This is a genomic window from Methylobacterium isbiliense, from assembly GCF_022179325.1.
Taxonomy (GTDB): domain Bacteria; phylum Pseudomonadota; class Alphaproteobacteria; order Rhizobiales; family Beijerinckiaceae; genus Methylobacterium; species Methylobacterium isbiliense.
In genome coordinates, this window is record NZ_BPQQ01000016.1 from 140,671 (window position 1) to 157,764 (window position 17,094).

Genomic DNA, 17,094 nt, shown 5'->3' on the forward strand with positions numbered 1-17,094 from the left:
GGTCTCAGGGGCCGGTGGAACGGGCGCGCGCATCGCGGTGCCTCGCATAGGCAACCGCGACAGCCTCAGCGATCGCGGGGGTGAAATCTAAGGGTTGATACCGGAAGCCTTCAAGCCGGCCGGTGAACGCATGCACAGCTCCGTACTGCCTGAGTGCGGCAAAGACCGGGCGCAGCCTGATATAGGTATCCTGAAACTCGAACACGAGCACCGGGGCGCCGGTGGCGACCGCTTCTCCCAGCATGTTGGCGCTGTCGGAGGTGACGACGATGGCGTCGGCGAGGGCCAGCAGGGCGAGATAGGGGTTCTCTCCCGACCCGTCCCAGAGGAAGGCGCCCCGCCGGGCGGCCAGCGCCGCGAGGGCTCGGCCCAGGAAGGCGGGCGTGCGCCGGGAGGCGGTGATCATCAGGTTCGCCTCGTCGGCGAGCCGGTCGAGGGCGGCGATCAGCCGGTCCGCCTCCTGGGGCCGCACCCGCCCGTGGCGGCTGTCGCCGCCGACCAGCACCGCGGCCCGCGGTCCGCACAGCCGGGCGAGCCGCGGATCGGGCGCCGCCCGGGCGGCGGCGAGGCGCTCGGCCGAGATGCCGTGGGGCGACAGCAGGGTCGTCAGCACGGTCGGCCCGCGCAGGCGGTCGTGCTCGGGCACCCAGACGAGGTCGGCCACGCCCGCGCCGATCCGTGGGTCCTTCAGGAAGACCGTGAAGGTCGCCCCCCCGGACAGGCGCCGCAGCGCGCGAAGATGCGGCACGGCGCGCCGCCCGGTGGCCAGCGCGAGGTCGGGCCAGGGCGGCGCGAGCGGGCTGCCGGGCCGGCCCGGCCCCTCGCGGGGGTCGACCGGACCGCGCGGGGCGAGCCAGGAGAAGGGCGGCCGCGGCGCCACGCGACGCTCCTCGGGATCGAGACCGAGCGCCGCGGCGAGGCCGCGGCAGGGGGCGAGGTCCCCGGCCTTGCCGTCGGTGAGGATCCAGGCGCGGGTGCCGGGCGGCAGGGTGGTCACGTCTCCCTGTCGGGGGCGGCGCCCCTCCCTGTCAAGCCGCCGCGCCTTGTCTCGGGTCCGGCGGCCCTGTAGGGACCCGGTAGCCTCACCGGGACCGCGCGCCGCCTTGCCTGTTCGCCTCGACGCCATCGACTGGGCGATCCTCCGTGAGCTGCAGGGCGACGGCAACATCACGAATGTCGAGCTCGCCCGCCGGGTCGGCCTCTCGGCCCCGCCCTGCCTGCGCCGGGTGCGGGCGCTGGAGGAGGCCGGCATCATCCGCGGCTACCGGGCGCTGCTCGACCCCAAGCTCCTCGGCTACGAGGTGATCTGCTTCGCGATGGTGCAGCTCGCCGCGCAGGGGCAGGCGGAGATAGCCGCCTTCGCCGACCGGATGCGGACGTGGCCGGTGGTGCGGGAATGCTGGACGCTCTCCGGCGAGACGGATTTCCTGCTCAAATGCGTGGCCGCGAACCTGCCGGCCTTCCAGCGCTTCGTCAGCGACCTCACCGGTTTGCCGAACGTGCGCAGCGTGCGCACGGCGCTCGCCCTCGATCAGGTCAAGGACGCGCCCGCCGTACCGCTCGCCGAAGAGTAGAATCTTCGGCAAGTACACAGACAGATCCCGTTCGCTTCACTTCCAAAACGGCCGCTTTCGTGCCTATCATGCGGCGGCACCGAAGCGATGTGCCGGGCTGCCGCGGCAAGTCGAGTGCGGCCGAACCGAGGTTCATGATTGGGTCCGACGCAATCGTCGAGGCCGATCCTCGCGCCGCATCACATGTGTCCGCCTGCCGACAACCGGGAGGGTTGCGCATGCCACGGCCACTGTCCTCCGCCGTCGTCCTGGGCGCGAGCATGAGCGGGCTCCTCGCCGCGCGCGTCCTGAGCCGCCACGCCCGCCGGGTCACCCTGGTTGAACGCGACCGCCTCTGCGGCGAAGCCGCGGCACGCAAGGGCGTGCCGCAGGGCGGGCACGCCCACGGGCTTCTGGCGAACGGCTATCGCATCATCGAGGGCTACTTCCCCGGGACCATGGACGAGCTGGAGGCGCTGGGCGCGACGCGCGGCGACATGGTCGGCGACTTCCTGTGGTTCCAGTACGGACGCTGGAAGCTGCGCCACCGGTCGGGCCTGCGCGGCATCATCATGAGCCGGCCCTGTCTGGAGGCGGCCGTGCGCCGGCGCGTCCTGGCGCTTCCGAACCTCGACGTGGTCGCGGCGGACGGCCTCGCTCCGGTGCTGGACGAGGCGCGGCGCGAGGTGGTCGGCCTGCGCATCAGGCGACCCGGGGCGGCCCCCGAGATGCTCGGCGCCGACCTCGTGGTGGACGCGAGCGGGCGCGGCTCGCAGACGCCCGCATGGCTGGAGGCCAACGGGTTCGGCCGGCCGGACGAGGATGCGGTGCGGGTCGACGTGGGGTACGCGACGCGCCTGTTCGCGCGGCGCAGGGGCGACTTGTACGATTCCTTTGGGGCGATCGTCGCCGGCGCCCCGCCCACCGACAAGCGCTACGGCTGCGCCATGGCCATCGAGGGCGACCGCTGGATGGTCACGCTGAGCGGCATCGCCGGCGATCATCCGCCAGCCAACGTCACCGGCTGGACGGATTTCGCCCGCAGCCTGGCGGTCCCAGCGCTGCACGATCTCGTGGCCGGCGCCGAGCCGCTGAGCGGCATCGAGACCTATCGCTTCCCGGCCAACCGGCGGCGGCGATACGACCGCATGCGGCGGTTTCCCGGCGGGTTCCTCGTCGTCGGCGATGCGGTGTGCAGCTTCAACCCGATCTACGGGCAGGGCATGACGGTGGCGGCGAGCGAGGCGGAGGTGCTCGACGCGGCGCTGGCGCAGGGCCTCGGCGGCCTGCACGAGCGGTTCTCCGCCTCGGCCCGCCGCATCGTCGACATTCCTTGGGCGATCGCGACGGGCGAGGACCTGCGCTATCCCGAGGTCGCGGGCCGCCGTCCGCCGGGCGCGGGTTTGATGGGCCGCTACCTGGAGCGCGTGCACGCCAGGGCGGCCGCCGATCCGATGGTGTGCCGGCGCTTCTTCGACGTCGTCAACCTCCTGGCCCCGCCGGCCGCACTGCTCGCGCCCGCCATCGCGTGGCGGGTGCTCGCCCACCGCGCGCCCGCCGGGCTGGGCTCGCCGCAGCCCGACGCGGCCGCGACCTCGGCCGCCGCATGAGGACGGATGGCGCCCCCGCGCGCGCCGGCGAGGCGGTTTGGCGCGCGCCCGTGATCGTCGAACCCGTCACGGTCGCGGGGCTCCGCACGATCCTGCGCCGGAGCGGGCCGGATCAGGACGACACCGCCTTCGTGTTCGTCCACGGCAACCCCGGCTCGTCCGAGGACTGGACGGCGCTGCTGGGAGCCGTGGGCCGGATCGGGCGCGCGGTGGCCGTCGACATGCCGGGCTTCGGCCGCGCCGACAAGCCGAAGGACTTCACCTACACGGTCGAGGGCTACGCCCGGCATCTCGCCCGCCTGCTCGACCACCTCGGCATCGCGCGGGCGCATCTGGTGCTGCACGATTTCGGCGGGCCCTGGGGGCTCGCCTGGGCCGCCGCGCATCCGGACAGCTTCGCGAGCGCCGTCCTCATCAACACCGGCGTGCTCCTCGGCTACCACTGGCACTACATGGCGCGGATCTGGCGCACGCCGCTCCTCGGCGAGCTGTCCATGGCGACCACGACCCGGGCCGGGTTCCGGCTGTTGCTGAAGCACGGCAATCCGAGGGGGCTGCCCGGCCCGTTCGTGGACCGGATGTTCGACGAGTTCGACCGCGGCACCCGCCGCGCGGTCCTGCGGCTCTATCGGGCTACCGACCCGGCGGCCGGTGCCGAGCCGCTGGCCGCTTTGCTGCGCGCTCACCCGCGGCCCGTGCGGGTGATCTGGGGCGCCCGCGACCCCTACCTGCCGCTCCGCTTCGCCCACCAGCAGGGCGACGTGTTTCCCGGCGCCGAAATCCACGTCCTAGACGACAGCGGGCACTTCCCATTCGCCGACGACCCCGACAGGGTCGAGGACTTGGTGATGGCATTCGCGGCCCGGGTGGCCCGCCCGGTGTGAGACCGAACGCCAAGCGGCGGCCTCTCGGCCGCCGCTCGCCATGTCTACGGTTCCGGGTGTCGCGTCAGCGGGTCTGCTGGATCGCCGAGACCACCCACGGCCCGCCGCGGTCGCGGCGGAAGGTCCAGACCTCGACCGCTTCGGGATCGCCGCTGCGCACCACCCGGCCGGAGCTGCGCTCCAGCGTGACGTCGCGCAGGGTGTAGCGCATCGCCACGGTGGCGTAGTCGGTCTGGCCCTCGCGCCACGCCTCCGAGAGGTCGCCCTGCTGGAGCTTGACGTCCGAGATGCGGTTGATCAGGCCGCGCGAGGCGTTGGTCTGCAACTCCTCGGTGAAGTAGCCGACCATTTCGGGCGTCGCGAGCCGCTGGAGCGTCGCCACGTCCTCGTTGCCGTAGGCGAGCTGCACCTGCCCGAGCGTCCGCTCGAACGCCTCGTAATCGGCCGGGCCGATGCCGACCTCGTCGCGCTGGGCCGGGTTCACCGGGCGCGCGCCGGCTCCGCCACCGCCCCCTGCGCCGAGGCCGCCACCAAGGCCGCCGAGGCCGCCGGCGAGCGGGCCGGGGCCGCCCGTGCCGGGCGCCGGGCCGCTGCGCGCATAGGCGCCGGCCATGGCCGGCTGCGCCTGACGCCGCCGGAAGAAGCGCACGGCGAGGAAGATCAGGCCGCCGATCAGCGCCACCTGGAGCAGCAGGCCGAGGAAGGAGGCGATGCCGCCGAGGCCGCCGAAGAAGCCGCCGCCGATCAGGGCGCCGAGCAGGCCCGCGCCGAGCAGGCCGGCGAAGAAGCCGCCGCCGAAGCGGCGCTGCGGCGCGGCTTGGTTGAAGCCGGGATTGTTCATGCCGGGTCCGGGCTGGACCTGCGAGCGCTGCATCGGCGCCGCCGTACCGGGCGCCGTGGTGGTCGGCGCCGGGGCCGAGTAGGTGCGCGAGCCACGCGAGCCCATGCTCGACGAGCCGCCGGGACGCGCCTCGCCAGCCGTCGCCGCCACGGCCAGCACGGCCGCGAGACCGAAGGCCGCCGCCGCACGGCGACCGCGGGTGAAGGTGGTCATCATCGGTTCAATTCGCCTCACGCAGTCTACAGGGGCGCCCACCGCCCTCCCGACATATGGGGGGACGGTCCTCGCAAAAGAAGGATGCACGACACCGCGCGTGCGGAATCTCTCATCCCCGGCCGACGCAGATTCCCCGAGGAACAGCCGGCGCGCCAGGGGCAAAATTTTTGGGTTTTCGCGGATTACGGCGTGGGAGATCTTCGTAAGATCAACCGTCCGGGGGGCGGCGGCTGCGCGGCGCCTCGGCCGCCGGAAAGGAGAGGCGCAGCAGGGTCCCCTCCCCCGGCGTGCTGCGCAGGCCGACGGTTCCGCCCTGCCGCTTCATCAGCGCGTTGAGGATCGCAAGCCCGGTGCCGCGCCCCGGCTCGCGCGTGGTGAAGAAGGGTTCGAGCGCCCGGGCCAGCACCTCGGGCGGCATGCCGGTCCCGGTGTCGGCCAGCGTGAGCACCACGTGCCGCCCGAGCGTGCCGTCCGTCGCCACCCCGTCGCTCCCGTGATTGGCGGTGGAGACCGTGACGCGCCCGCCCTCCGGCATCGCCTCGCGGGCGTTGGTGAGCACGATCTGCAGGATCAGCTCGGTCTGGATCGGGTCGAGGCAGGCCGGCCGCAGGTCCGTGGCCAGTGCGAGGTCGAGGGTGACGGCCGGACCCAGGATCACCCGCGCGCGGTCGGCGAAGCCCTCGATCAGGGCGTTGAGGTCGGTGGGGCGCGGCTCGGGCCGGTGCTTGCGCGAGAAGGCGAGGAGATGGCGCGTCAGGCCGGTGGCGCGCTCGGCCGCCTCGGTCGCCCGCACCAGTGCGCGTTGCACGAAGGCGTCCGGATGCTCGCCGAGCCGGCGCTTGAGCCCGTCGACGTAGCCGACGAGGATCTGCAGCAGGTTGTTGAACTCGTGCGCGACACCATTGGTGAGCTGTCCCAGCGCCTCGCGGCGCTGCGCCTGACCCAGAGCCGATTCGAGATCGCGGGCGCGCGACGTGTCGGTCCATTGCACGAGGCGCAGGCCCTCCGCCGGGGCGCCGAGATGCAGCCCGGCCCAGAGCGTCGCGCCGTCGCGGCGGCGCAGCAGCACCTCGGCCCGGTGCGCGCCGGGTGCGGCGAGCGCTTGGCGCAGGGCGAGCACCGCCTCGGGCTCGGCCGCGAAGGCGGCGAGGCTCCGCCCGGCCAGGGCGTCCGGCCGCTCGTCGAGGCAGGTGGCGGCGGCCGGGTTGGCGTACAGGATCGCATCGTCGGGCCCGGTCAGCACGGCGGGCAGCGGCGAGGCCGCGAGCGCCGGGATCAGGAGCGCCGATCGCACCTCGACGGGCGCGGCGTCGGGCGCGAGCACATCCGACACGGGCAGTTCCCTGGTGGCGGCGGAGGCCCGGTCCGCCGCATGAACACGCAACATCCCAGAGACTTGCAGCCTTGGGATTTGCAGCCTTGGCCGCCCGTTCCGGACGCGTCGCCGATCTTACGGCCGCGCGCCCGGACTGGCCAGCACCGGCGCGAGGCGGTGCACCGCTTCCTGAAGATCGGCGGCGCTGCGGGCGAAGCACAGGCGCAGGAAGCCCTCTCCGCCCGGCCCGAAGGCGGTGCCGGGGGCGACCCCGACATTGGCCTCGTCGACCAGCCGCAGGGCGAGCCGGCGCGCATCCGGCTCGGTGGCGACCTGCGGGAAGGCGTAGAAGGCGCCCGCGGGCGGCGGCAGCGCGACCCCGGGCAGGCGCCCCAGGCCCTCGCAGAGAATCCGCCGTCCCTCGCGGGCCTGCGCGATCTGCGCCCGCACCAGGGGCTCGCCCTCGCGCAGAGCCGTGACGGCGGCGTGCTGGAGGAAGGTGGCGATGCCGGAGGTGCCGTACAGGACCAGCCCGGCGACGATGCGGCCGAGGGCGGGCGGACCTTCCAGCCAGCCGAGGCGCCAGCCGGTCATCGCCCAGTTCTTCGAGAAGGTCTGGACGAAAAGCACCCGGCCGTGGTCGTCCGGCTCCCAGACGTCGCGGAAGGACGGGGCGCGGCCGAGATCCGCGTGGGCGGGGTCGAAGCTGAAGCGGCCGTAGATCTCGTCGGCGATGATCCAGAGGTCGTGCCGCCGCGCGATCGTGAGCAGCGCCCGCAGGTCGTCGCGGCTCGCGGTCCACCCGGTCGGGTTGGCGGGGGAGTTGATGACGAGGGCGCGGGTGCGGGGCGTGACCGCCGCGGCGAGACGCTCCACGTCGAGGGACCAGCCGGAGGCCGGGTCGAAGCCGATCGGCACCGTCACCGACTTGGCTCCATGGGCCGCGATGGCGCCGAAGAAGTTCGGCCAGATCGGCGTCGGGATCACGATCTCGTCGCCGGGCTGCGCGGCGATCGCGAGTGCGATCTGGAACGCCTGCATGCCCCCGACCGTGACGAAGAAGCGGTCGGGCTCAGGACTGCCGCCGTAGAGCCGGCCGACATAGGCGGCGATCTCCTGCCGCAGGGCCGGAATGCCGAGCATGTCGGTGTAGAAGGTGTGGCCGTCCCGCAGGGCGCGCGCCGCCGCCTCGCCGATAAAGTCCGGGGTCGGCCGGTCGCCCTCCCCGACCCAGAGCGGGATCAGTCCCGTCCGCCCGGCCCCGTAGGCGATGACCTCGCCGATCCCGCTCGGCAGAACACCGTCCGCGACCGGGTTGATGGGCGGCATCGTCGTCGTCGCGGTCATGACAGGCTCGGCGCGGGGTTGAGAGGTGGAGCCTTGCCCGGCCGGCGCCCGGGACTCAACCCCTGCGGGCCAGAACGCACCGGCCCCGTCGCCAGGAACGCGGCCCGCCCCCGGTCAGGGGACGGGCCGTCGTTCTGCGGGATGAGGTCGACAGGCTCACGGCCTTCAGCCCTCGCGCACGAGGATCAGCGTGCCGAGCGGGGGCAGCGACAGGGTGAGGGAGCAGGACTGCCCGTGCGAGGGCTCGCAGGAAGCCTCGACGCCCCCGTAATTGCCGACATTGCCGCCGCCATAGACCTCGGCATCGGTGTTGATCGCCTCGCGGTAGAAGCCGGGGGCGGGCACGCCGATGCGGTAGCCGTGGCGCGGGATCGGGGTGAAATTCGAGACCACGATCGCGATCTCGCCCTCGTTGCGGCCCTTACGCGCCCAGGCGATCACGTTGTTGTCGGCATCGTCCGCCACGAGCCACTGGAAGCCGCCCGCTTCCGTGTCGCGGGCGTGCAGGGCGGGCGTCGCCACGTAGAGCCGGTTGAGGTCGCGCACCAGATCCTTCAGGCCCGCATGGAAGCGGTCCTCCAGCAGGTGCCAGTCCAGGCTCTGGTTGTGGTTCCACTCCCGCTCCTGGCCGAACTCGCCGCCCATGAACAGGAGCTTCTTGCCGGGATGCCCCCACATGAAGCCGAAATAGGCCCGCAGATTGGCGAACTTCTGCCAGCGGTCTCCCGGCATCTTGCCGATGAGCGAGCCCTTCCCATGCACGACCTCGTCGTGGGAGAGCGGCAGGATGAAGTTTTCCGAGAAGGCGTAGAGCAGCCCGAAGGTCAGGTCGTGGTGGTGGTAGCGGCGGTGGACCGGGTCCTTGGAGATGAACTGCAGGGTGTCGTGCATCCACCCCATGTTCCACTTGAAGCCGAAGCCGAGGCCGCCCGTGTAGGTCGGGTGCGAGACGCCCGGCCAGGAGGTCGATTCCTCCGCCACCGTCATGGTGCCGGGGGCATGGCTGTACGTCGCCTCGTTGGTGCGGCGCAGGAAGTTGATGGCGTCGAGGTTCTCGTTGCCGCCGTACTGGTTGGGGATCCACTCGCCGGCCCGGCGCGAATAGTCGAGGTACAGCATCGAGGCCACCGCATCCACGCGCAGGCCGTCGAGGTGGTACTCCTCCAGCCAGAAGCGGGCGTTGGCGGCCAGGAACGCCGCGACCTCGGTCCGCCCGAAATTGTAGATGTAGGTGCCCCAATCCTGGTGGAAGCCCTGGCGGGGGTCGGCGTGCTCGTAGAGGTGGGTGCCGTCGAACTGGCCGAGCCCGTGGGCGTCGAGGGGGAAGTGGCCCGGCACCCAGTCGAGCAGCAGGCCGATGCCGGCCTCGTGCGCGGCGTTGACGAATTCGGCGAAGTCGTCGGGCGAGCCGAAGCGGCTCGTGGGCGCGAACAGCGAGACCGGCTGGTAGCCCCACGAGCCGTCGAACGGATGCTCGGTGATCGGCAGGAGCTCGATGTGGGTGAAGCCCATCTCCTTGACGTAGGGGATCAGGCGTGCAGCCAGCTCCCGGTAGGTCAGGTAGCGGTTCCCCTCCTCCGGCACCCGCGCCCAGGAGCCGAGATGGACCTCGTAGATGCTGATCGGGCTGTGGCGGTGGTCGGCCTTGCCGCGGCTCTGCATCCAGGCCTCGTCGCGCCAGCGCGGCGCGGGCCGGCCGTTGAGGCGCGAGGCCGTCTCGGGCGGCTGCTGGGCCGCGAAGGCGACCGGATCGGCCTTGAGCGGCAGGAGCGAGCCGTCGGGGCCGCGGATCTCGAACTTGTAGTGCCTCCCCGTCGGCAGGTCCGGGATGAACAATTCCCACACCCCGCCGTCCTGCCACAGGCGCATGGGGTGGCGGCGCCCGTCCCAGTCGTTGAAGTCCCCGACGATGCTCACGCGCCGCGCATTCGGCGCCCAGACCGCGAAGCGGAAGCCGTCGATGCCGCCGACCGTGATCGCCTGCGCGCCGAGCACCCGCTGCACCGCGTCGTTGCCGACGTCGCGCAGGAGCTGGATCTCGAGCTGCTGCAGCGTCGGGCCGAATTCGTAGGGGTCGCGGCGCACGCGCTCGGTGTTGTCCCAGCCCTCGACCGCGAGGCGGTAATCCGGCCGGCCCTGATGCGCGAAGGCACCGACGAAGAAGCCCGCCGGGTGACGCCGCTCCATGTCGATGCGCGTCTCCCCGAGCAGCACCGTGGCGGCGCGGGCCTCCGGCAGGACCGCCCGCACCTCCCACTGACCGGGCGCGACCTCGTGGGGGCCGAGAACCGCGAACGGATCGCCGTGGTTGGCGGCCATGATGGCCTCGACCGCGTCGGGATGGAGTCCGGCCTGCCGCGCCTGCGTGGTGACGCGGGCGGGACGCGAGGGCGGCGAGTCCGAGACCGCCGCGCTGGTGGCCGCCCGCAGGGGAGCGGCGCGCGTCTGAGGGGCCGGCGTGCGGGCGCTGGTCTCGTCCGTCATTCAGGCACCTTTCGCATGTCTTCGAGAAGGGAGAGCACGCCGCGGGCGGGAATCTCGATCCAGTCCGGGCGGTTATTGGCCTCGTAGTCGACCTCGTAGAGCGCCTTGTTCAGCAGGCAGAGGCGCAGCAGCCGCTCGTGCGTGGCGTCGTCGAACACCGCCGCGCGGCTGCCCCGCACCGCCGTGCCGTAGGCTTCGAGGAAGGCGGCGGTGATCAGGCCGCGCCACGCGGCCACCGCGGTCGTGGTCCGCTCGGCCGCCTCGGCGAACCGCGCGACGAGTTCCCGCGTCACCGTCTCGCCGCCATACGCGAAGGAGCGCAGGACGCCCGCCACGTCGCGCAGCGGGGTCGACTTCGCCCGCCGCTCGTCCACCGGACGGGACGGCTCGCCCTCGAAATCGACGATGATGAGGTCGTCCTGCGAGGCGAGCACCTGGCCGAGGTGATAGTCGCCGTGGATGCGGGTCTTGTAGGCGCCGAGCGGCTCGCGCCGTCCGAGCCGGGTGATCGTCGCGTCGATCTCGTCCTTCGCGGCGAGGATCGCCGCCGCCGCCTCCCGGGCGCTCTCGGAGGCGCCGGCCCCGACGCCGGCCGCCCCGCGCAGGGCCTTCTCGGCCTGCGCCCGGGTGTCGGCCACCAGCACCGCGAGGTCGTCCGCCGTGAAGGGCTCCGCCGCGAAGGCCGGATCGTCCGTCTCCGTCGCCAGGGCGCGGTGCATCTCGGCGGTGCGCTGGCCGAGCAGGCTCGCCCAGCGCAGGTGCGTGGCGAACACGTCCTCAGCCGGGGGCGCCTCGCTCTCGGGCACCAGAACGATGCTGTCGAGGTCGCGGCGCAGGTACTCGCGCATCAGGGTCCACGCGTCGCCCTGGTTGCGCACGAAGGCCTGCAGTAGGGCGAGCGCCGTGCGGGTGCCGTCCGGCGCCACGTGCTCGATGGTGCCGAGCAGCGCGGGCGTGTTGCGGAAGCCCGCCACCTCGGTGAGGAAGCGCCCGACCTCCACCTCCGGATGCGCCCCGGGCTGCAGCCGGCGCAGCAGCTTCAGCATCAGCCGCGACCCGAAGGCGACCGAGGTGTTGCTCTGCTCCGCGGAGAGACGGCGGATATCGGCCGGGTCGAGGTCGAGCTCGGGATCGAACTGCGAGGTCGGCCGGAACGCCATCGTGCCGTTCTCGGAGGGGAGGTCGAGCCCGCGGCGGATGCCGTCCACCAGCGTCATCGCGAACTCGGCCGACGAGGCGGCGCCGTAGAGGAGGCCCATGCGCGGGCCGCGGCGCACGCGGGCGACCGCGTGGCCGAGCAAGGCCTCGTCCTCGCGGCCCTCGTCCACCGCAAGCGGCACGAAGTAGTCCTGCCGCTCGCCGCTGGCGAGCGTGACGGCGATCCGGGGCAGCAGGAACCCGTCCTTGCCGTCGCGGGTGCGCAAAGCGGCGAAATCCACCACCTCGACGCCGCGCATGCGCGAGCCCTTGGCCCCGAACCAGCGGCGCGAGCGGATGAACTGGGGCGCGATGGTGCGCTCGAAGGCCTCGCGCTCGCGGCCCCGCATCAGGGTTTCGACCCCGCCCGTGAGCACGAGGGTGAACAACTCGGGCGGCTCGTGCCGGGGTCCGGCGGCCTCCGCCCGGGCGGCATCGAGATGGAACCAGTAGAAGCCGTAGGCGGGCAGCGTCAGGAGGTAGGGCAGATCGCCGATCGGCGGGAAGGAGGTGCCGCCGGTCAGCTCCACCGGCACCGCGGTGCGGAAATCCGACAGGTCGAGCTGCACCGCCTGCGGCGCGCGCGAGAGGTTGGCGACACACAGCACCCGCTCGTCGTCGGACTCGCGCAGCCACGCCAGCACCTTGCGGTTGTCCGGGTAGAGGAAGCGCAGGGTGCCCCGCCCGAGCGAGCGGCGGTTGTTGCGGATGGCGATCATCCGCCGCGTCCAGTTGAGCAGGCTCGTCTGCGCGCGGCTGTGCGCCTCGACGTTGACGGCGTCGAAGCCGTAGATCGGGTCCTGGATGGTGGGCAGGAACAGGCGCGCCGGATCGGCCCGGGAGAACCCGCCGTTCCGGTCGGGCGACCATTGCATCGGGGTGCGCACCCCGTCGCGGTCGCCCAGGTAGATGTTGTCGCCCATTCCGATCTCGTCGCCGTAGTAGAGCACCGGCGTGCCGGGCATCGACAGCAGCAGGAACTTCATCAACTCGATCTTGCGCCGATCGTTCTCAAGCAGCGGCGCGAGGCGGCGGCGGATGCCGAGATTGATGCGGGCGCGCCGGTCGGCGGCGTAGAAGCTCCAGAGGTAGTCGCGCTCCTTGTCGGTCACCATCTCGAGCGTCAGCTCGTCGTGGTTGCGCAGGAAGATCGCCCACTGGCAGCCCTCCGGAATCTCCGGCGTCTGCCGCATGATATCGGTGATCGGGTGCCGGTCCTCCTGCGCGATCGCCATGTACATGCGCGGCATCAGCGGGAAGTGGAACGCCATGTGGCATTCGTCCCCGTCGCCGAAATACTGCGCGGTCTCCTCCGGCCACTGGTTGGCCTCGGCCAGCAGCATGCGGTCGGGATAGCCCTCGTCGAGGGCGGCGCGGATCTTCTTGATGACGTCGTGCGTCTCGGAGAGGTTCTCGCAGTTCGTGTTCTCGCGCTCGATCAGGTAGGGGATCGCGTCGAGGCGCAGCCCGTCGACGCCCATGTCGAGCCAGTAGCGCATCACCTCGATCACCGCGTCGAGCACCCGCGGGTTGTCGAAGTTCAGGTCGGGCTGGTGCGAGTAGAAGCGGTGCCAGTAATACGCCTTGGCGACCGGGTCCCAGGTCCAGTTCGAGGCCTCGGTGTCGAGGAAGATGATGCGGGTGTCGCTGTACTTCTCGTCGGTGTCCGACCAGACGTAGAAGTCGCGCCATTTCGAGCCCTTGGGGGCGTTGCGGGCGCGCTGGAACCAGGGATGCTGGTCCGAGGTGTGGTTGATGACGAGCTCGGTGATGACCCGCAGGCCCCGGTCGTGCGCCTCGCGCACGAAGCGGCGGAACTCGCGCATCGTCCCGTAGGATGGGTTGATGCCGCGGTAATCGGCGATGTCGTAGCCGTCGTCGCGCAGCGGCGAGGGATAGAACGGCATCACCCAGATCGCCGTGACCCCGAGGTCGCGGATGTAGTCCAGCTTCGCGGTCAGCCCGTCGAAGTCGCCGATGCCGTCATTGTTCGCGTCGAAGAAGGACTTGACGTGGACTTGGTAGATGATGGCGTCACGGTACCAGTGCGGATCGCTGCGATCGATCATCGCGTCAGAGCCTCGTTCGATCGGTTTCCGAGCGGCGGGCCCGAGACCACGCGGTGTTCCGCATGAACGCGCTGCGCCGGGGGAGGGTTCGGGAAGACAGCGGTTTCGCCCGGTCCGGCGACAGGCCGGACCGGATCGGGTGCCGTGCTGCCATGCGCCGTCTCAGACCGCAACCCGGTCCGGCCGGCTGAGGCGCCAGATCACGACCGAGCGCTCGGCCGGATCGAGGGCGATGCAGTGGGTCTTGCCGCGCAGCTGGAACTTGTAGCCGAGCAGCAGGTCCTCGACCTCCACGGCCCCGTCGTCGGGCAGGCCGAATTCCCACAGCGGCACCTCGTAGGTGCATTCCTGCCGGTTCTTCGGGTCGAGATTGACCATCACCAGCACGACGTTGTCGCGCCGCTCGGTCATCCGCACGTAGGCCAGGATCTGGTCGTTCCAGGCCGGCGTGAAGCGGATGTTCCGGAAGTCCCACAAGGCCGGGTTCTCCCGCCGGATGCGGTTGAGCTTGATGATGTGGTCGCGGATGTTGCCGGGGCGGTCGTAGTCCCAGGCCTTCAGCTCGTACTTCTCCGAGTCGAGGTACTCCTCCTTGCCGGGAATCGGCGTGCCCTCGCAGAGCTCGAAGCCGTTGTAGATGCCGTAGACGCTCGACAGCGTGGCGGCGAGCGTGCCGCGCACGATGAACCCCGGCCGGCCGCTGGTCTGAAGGTAGAACGGATTGATGTCCGGCGTGTTGGCGAAGAAGTTCGGCCGGTAGTACTCACCCATCTCGCCGGCCAGCTCCTCGGAGTAGCTCGCCAGCTCGCTCTTGGTGTTGCGCCAGGTGAAATAGGTGTAGCTCTGCTGGAAGCCGGCCTTGGCGAGCTTCTTCATCATCTTGGGTCGGGTGAAGGCCTCGGCGAGGAAGAGCACGTCCGGGTAGCGGTCGTTGATGTCGCGGATCATCCACTCCCAGAACGGGATCGGCTTGGTGTGCGGGTTGTCGACCCGGAAGATGCGCACGCCGAGTTCGACCCAGCCGACCACCACGTCGCGCAGTTCCAGCCACAGCGACGGGAAGCTGCCCTCGCGGTAGAAGTCGACGTTGACGATGTCCTCGTACTTCTTGGGAGGGTTCTCGGCGTACTTGATGCTGCCGTCGGGCCGCCAGTCGAACCATTCGGGGTGCTGCCTGATCCAGGGATGGTCGGGCGAGCACTGGATCGCGAAGTCGAGGGCCACCTCCATGCCGTGGGCGTGGCTCGCCGCCACGAGCCGGCGGAAATCGTCGAGCGTGCCGAGGTCCGGATGCACCGCCTCGTGGCCGCCCTCGTCCGCCCCCACGGCGTAGACGGAGCCGACATCGCCCTCGCGGGCCTTGAGCGAGTTGTTCTTGCCCTTGCGGTTCTTGCGGCCGATCGGGTGGATCGGCGTAAAGTAGAGCACGTCGAAGCCGAGTTCCCGGATCTCGGGCAGCCGCGCGATCACGTCGTCGAAGGTGCCGTGGCGGTTCGGATCCCCCGATTGCGAGCGCGGGAAGATCTCGTACCAGGCCGAGAACCGGGCCGCGAGCCGGTCGGCGAAGACTTCGAGGGTCACGGGGTAGCGCGAGAGGTTCACCCGCTCCGAGTTGCGGTGGATGATCCGCTGATGCTCCAGGATGCGGTGCAGCTGCGCGCCCGAGCCCGGCTCGTCCGCCGCCAGCGCCGCCACGAGGCCGGTCAGGGCCTGGGCGTCGCTGCCGTCCGCGAGTTCGGCCGCACGCTTGACGAGGGCCACGCCCTCGATGGTTTCCAGGTGCACGTCGATGCCGGCCGCGCGCTTCTTCTCCAGGCCGCGCAGCCAGGACGAGAAGTCGTCGCGCCAGGCCTCCACGGTGTACTCGTAGCGGGCGTTGCGCGAGAGCGGGAAGGCCCCGCCCCAGCGGTCGTTGTCGATGAACACCATCGGGTCACGGCGCCATTCGCTCTCGCCCGCCACGCGCGAGAGCACCGCCGCGTTGATCACCTCGTGCCCGTCCGTGAAGATGTCGGCCTCGACCCGAAGCCGCTCGCCGACGATGCGCTTGACCGCCGAGCGCCCGCCGTCGATCTCCGGGCTCACCGCCTCGATGATCACCCGGCCCTTGCCGGTCGGCTCGGAAGCGCGCCGCCGCCGCGGCTGGGCGGCCGCGATGCGCCGCGCCGCCAGGATGTGGACCGCGCCGGGCAGAAGATCGACCGAGTGGTCGGCCCGGAAGGCAAGCGGGGCGACCTCGGGCGTCATGTCCTCGAAGGGCCCGAGTTCGCCGCCGGTGCGGGCGATCAGGGGGCCGGGATCGACCGCGACGGGCGCCTCGCACGGGTTGTAGAGCACGATCACCCCGTGTTCGGCCGAGCCCGGATGGCCGGTGTCGAGCCGCAGCAGCGCCACGTAGGGCGCGTCCGGTGCCGAGAGCCGCCACTGCGCGCCCTCGACATTGGCCGCCGGCAGGTCGGCCCGCAGCCGGTTCACCGCGGCGATGAAGGGCGAGATGTCGATGCCGCTGTCGGTTTCCCGGGTCTCCGGGCTGGTCTCGACCACGTGCAGGGGCCGTCGGTAGCCCCATTCGTAGCCGATCGGCATCAGCACGCCGGCCGAGAAGAAGGCGGCGAGCGCGTAGCGCGTCTTGAGCGCGGCCGCGACGGCGCCCGCATCGCCCGCCACCCCGGCGGCGAGGCGGGGCATGTCGTGGTTCTCCGGGAAGGCGATCGAGGGCGCGATGGTGCGCAGCCGCTCGTACTGCTCCAGTGCCCACGGCGCCTTGAGGTCCCACCACGCGAAGCTGTTGAACAGGTAGTCGAAGCCCGCGCCCGCGGTGGCGCGCGCCTCCTCGAAGGTGCAGCCGAGCGTCTCGGCGGCGAACAGGGCCGCATGGTCGCGCTCCTTGGCGCGCCCGATCAGCACGCGCCAGACGTCGGGCGGCACCTTGTAGGCGGCGTCGCAGCGGAATCCCGCCACGCCGAGCGCCTGCAGCCGGGCGATGTAGGCGTCCCAGAACCCGATGAGCGCCGCGCGCGGCTCCTCGGCGTGATAGTCGAACTCCGCGAGGTCGCCCCAGACCGTGACCTTGGTCGGGTCGTCGGGATCGACCGCGGCCGGGCTCACCGGCCGGCCGTCGGCGTCGCGCAGGAAGAAGTCGGGCCGCTCGCCGACGAGGCGCCCGTCATTGGCCGCGTGGTTCACCACGAGGTCGGTCATCACCTTGAGGCCCGCTGCGGCGGCCGCCGCGACGAACCCCCGGATCTGCTCGTCGTCGGGCAGGCCGCCGGGGTCGCGGAAGCGCTCGTCGAGGCGGTCCGGATCGGCCACGGCGTAGAGGGAGCGCGAGCCCCCGGTCTGGTGGAACGGGTTGAGGTAGACCCAGTCGAAGCCCATCGCGGCGATGCGCGGCAGTTCCGCACTCCAATCCGCGACCCGGCCGACGAGGAGCGGAAACAGATTGTAGATCCGCGGCCCCGCCGCGAGGGGTGCCAGCGTCGCGGGCAGCGGCGTCACGGCGCGTTCGGCGGGGTTGGTGCTGGTGCGAGGTACGTTCATCGGACCTGTCCTGCCTGCATCGTGTCGTGTCTCGTCGC

The 17,094-nt window shown here is 71.7% G+C and carries 10 protein-coding genes; 3 read left to right on the forward strand and 7 right to left on the reverse strand.

The window, feature by feature from the left end; translation table 11 throughout:
* Window positions 1–4 precede the first annotated feature (4 nt).
* Window positions 5–997 (reverse strand): mitochondrial fission ELM1 family protein, encoded by a 993-nt coding sequence (locus MFF61_RS07255; RefSeq protein WP_238234409.1) that lies wholly within the window; start codon window positions 995–997, stop codon window positions 5–7.
* Between the two features lie 106 nt (window positions 998–1,103).
* Between MFF61_RS07255 and MFF61_RS07260 the strand changes: the two genes are divergently transcribed.
* The 3 genes from MFF61_RS07260 (at window position 1,104) to MFF61_RS07270 (ending at window position 4,047) form a co-directional block, all read left to right on the forward strand.
* A complete protein-coding gene (locus MFF61_RS07260; RefSeq protein WP_238234410.1) occupies window positions 1,104–1,574 on the forward strand; it encodes an Lrp/AsnC family transcriptional regulator in 471 nt (156 codons plus the stop codon).
* A 218-nt stretch (window positions 1,575–1,792) separates the two neighbouring features.
* On the forward strand, window positions 1,793–3,163 hold the full coding sequence (locus MFF61_RS07265) for an FAD-dependent oxidoreductase (protein WP_238234411.1): 1,371 nt from the start codon (window positions 1,793–1,795) through the stop codon (window positions 3,161–3,163).
* Window positions 3,164–3,213: 50 nt separating this feature from the next.
* Window positions 3,214–4,047 carry an alpha/beta fold hydrolase gene (locus MFF61_RS07270; protein ID WP_238234412.1) on the forward strand — a complete coding sequence of 278 codons (834 nt, stop codon included), beginning with the start codon at window positions 3,214–3,216 and terminating at the stop codon, window positions 4,045–4,047.
* A gap of 64 nt (window positions 4,048–4,111) precedes the next feature.
* Here the strand turns inward: MFF61_RS07270 and MFF61_RS07275 are convergent, their stop codons facing one another.
* The 6 genes from MFF61_RS07275 to MFF61_RS07300 all read right to left on the reverse strand — a co-directional run bounded on the left by MFF61_RS07275 (window position 4,112) and on the right by MFF61_RS07300 (window position 17,056).
* Window positions 4,112–5,104, reverse strand: a complete 993-nt coding sequence (locus MFF61_RS07275) for a TIM44-like domain-containing protein (RefSeq protein WP_238234413.1) — start codon at window positions 5,102–5,104, stop codon at window positions 4,112–4,114.
* A gap of 208 nt (window positions 5,105–5,312) precedes the next feature.
* Complete coding sequence (locus tag MFF61_RS07280; protein ID WP_238234414.1) at window positions 5,313–6,437, reverse strand: ATP-binding protein; 1,125 nt, start codon at window positions 6,435–6,437, stop codon at window positions 5,313–5,315.
* A gap of 117 nt (window positions 6,438–6,554) precedes the next feature.
* Complete coding sequence (locus tag MFF61_RS07285; protein ID WP_238234415.1) at window positions 6,555–7,766, reverse strand: pyridoxal phosphate-dependent aminotransferase; 1,212 nt, start codon at window positions 7,764–7,766, stop codon at window positions 6,555–6,557.
* A gap of 165 nt (window positions 7,767–7,931) precedes the next feature.
* The gene (glgB, locus tag MFF61_RS07290) at window positions 7,932–10,250 is read right to left on the reverse strand and encodes a 1,4-alpha-glucan branching protein GlgB (RefSeq protein WP_238234416.1); all 2,319 of its coding nucleotides are present in this window, start codon (window positions 10,248–10,250) and stop codon (window positions 7,932–7,934) included.
* The gene (gene treS / locus MFF61_RS07295; protein ID WP_238234417.1) at window positions 10,247–13,516 is read right to left on the reverse strand and encodes a maltose alpha-D-glucosyltransferase; all 3,270 of its coding nucleotides are present in this window, start codon (window positions 13,514–13,516) and stop codon (window positions 10,247–10,249) included. Before treS ends, glgB begins: the two co-directional genes overlap by 4 nt.
* A 162-nt stretch (window positions 13,517–13,678) precedes the next feature.
* Complete coding sequence (locus tag MFF61_RS07300; protein ID WP_238234418.1) at window positions 13,679–17,056, reverse strand: maltotransferase domain-containing protein; 3,378 nt, start codon at window positions 17,054–17,056, stop codon at window positions 13,679–13,681.
* Between the last annotated feature and the right edge of the window lie 38 nt (window positions 17,057–17,094).

Coding starts and splice junctions, on each gene's coding strand:
- MFF61_RS07265 (WP_238234411.1), top strand. CDS start 1,793: ATGCCACGGCCACTGTCCTCCGCCGTCGTCCTGGGCGCGAGCATGAGC.
- MFF61_RS07275 (WP_238234413.1), bottom strand. CDS start 5,104: ATGATGACCACCTTCACCCGCGGTCGCCGTGCGGCGGCGGCCTTCGGT.
- MFF61_RS07300 (WP_238234418.1), bottom strand. CDS start 17,056: ATGAACGTACCTCGCACCAGCACCAACCCCGCCGAACGCGCCGTGACG.
- glgB (WP_238234416.1), bottom strand. CDS start 10,250: ATGACGGACGAGACCAGCGCCCGCACGCCGGCCCCTCAGACGCGCGCC.
- treS (WP_238234417.1), bottom strand. CDS start 13,516: ATGATCGATCGCAGCGATCCGCACTGGTACCGTGACGCCATCATCTAC.
- MFF61_RS07285 (WP_238234415.1), bottom strand. CDS start 7,766: ATGACCGCGACGACGACGATGCCGCCCATCAACCCGGTCGCGGACGGT.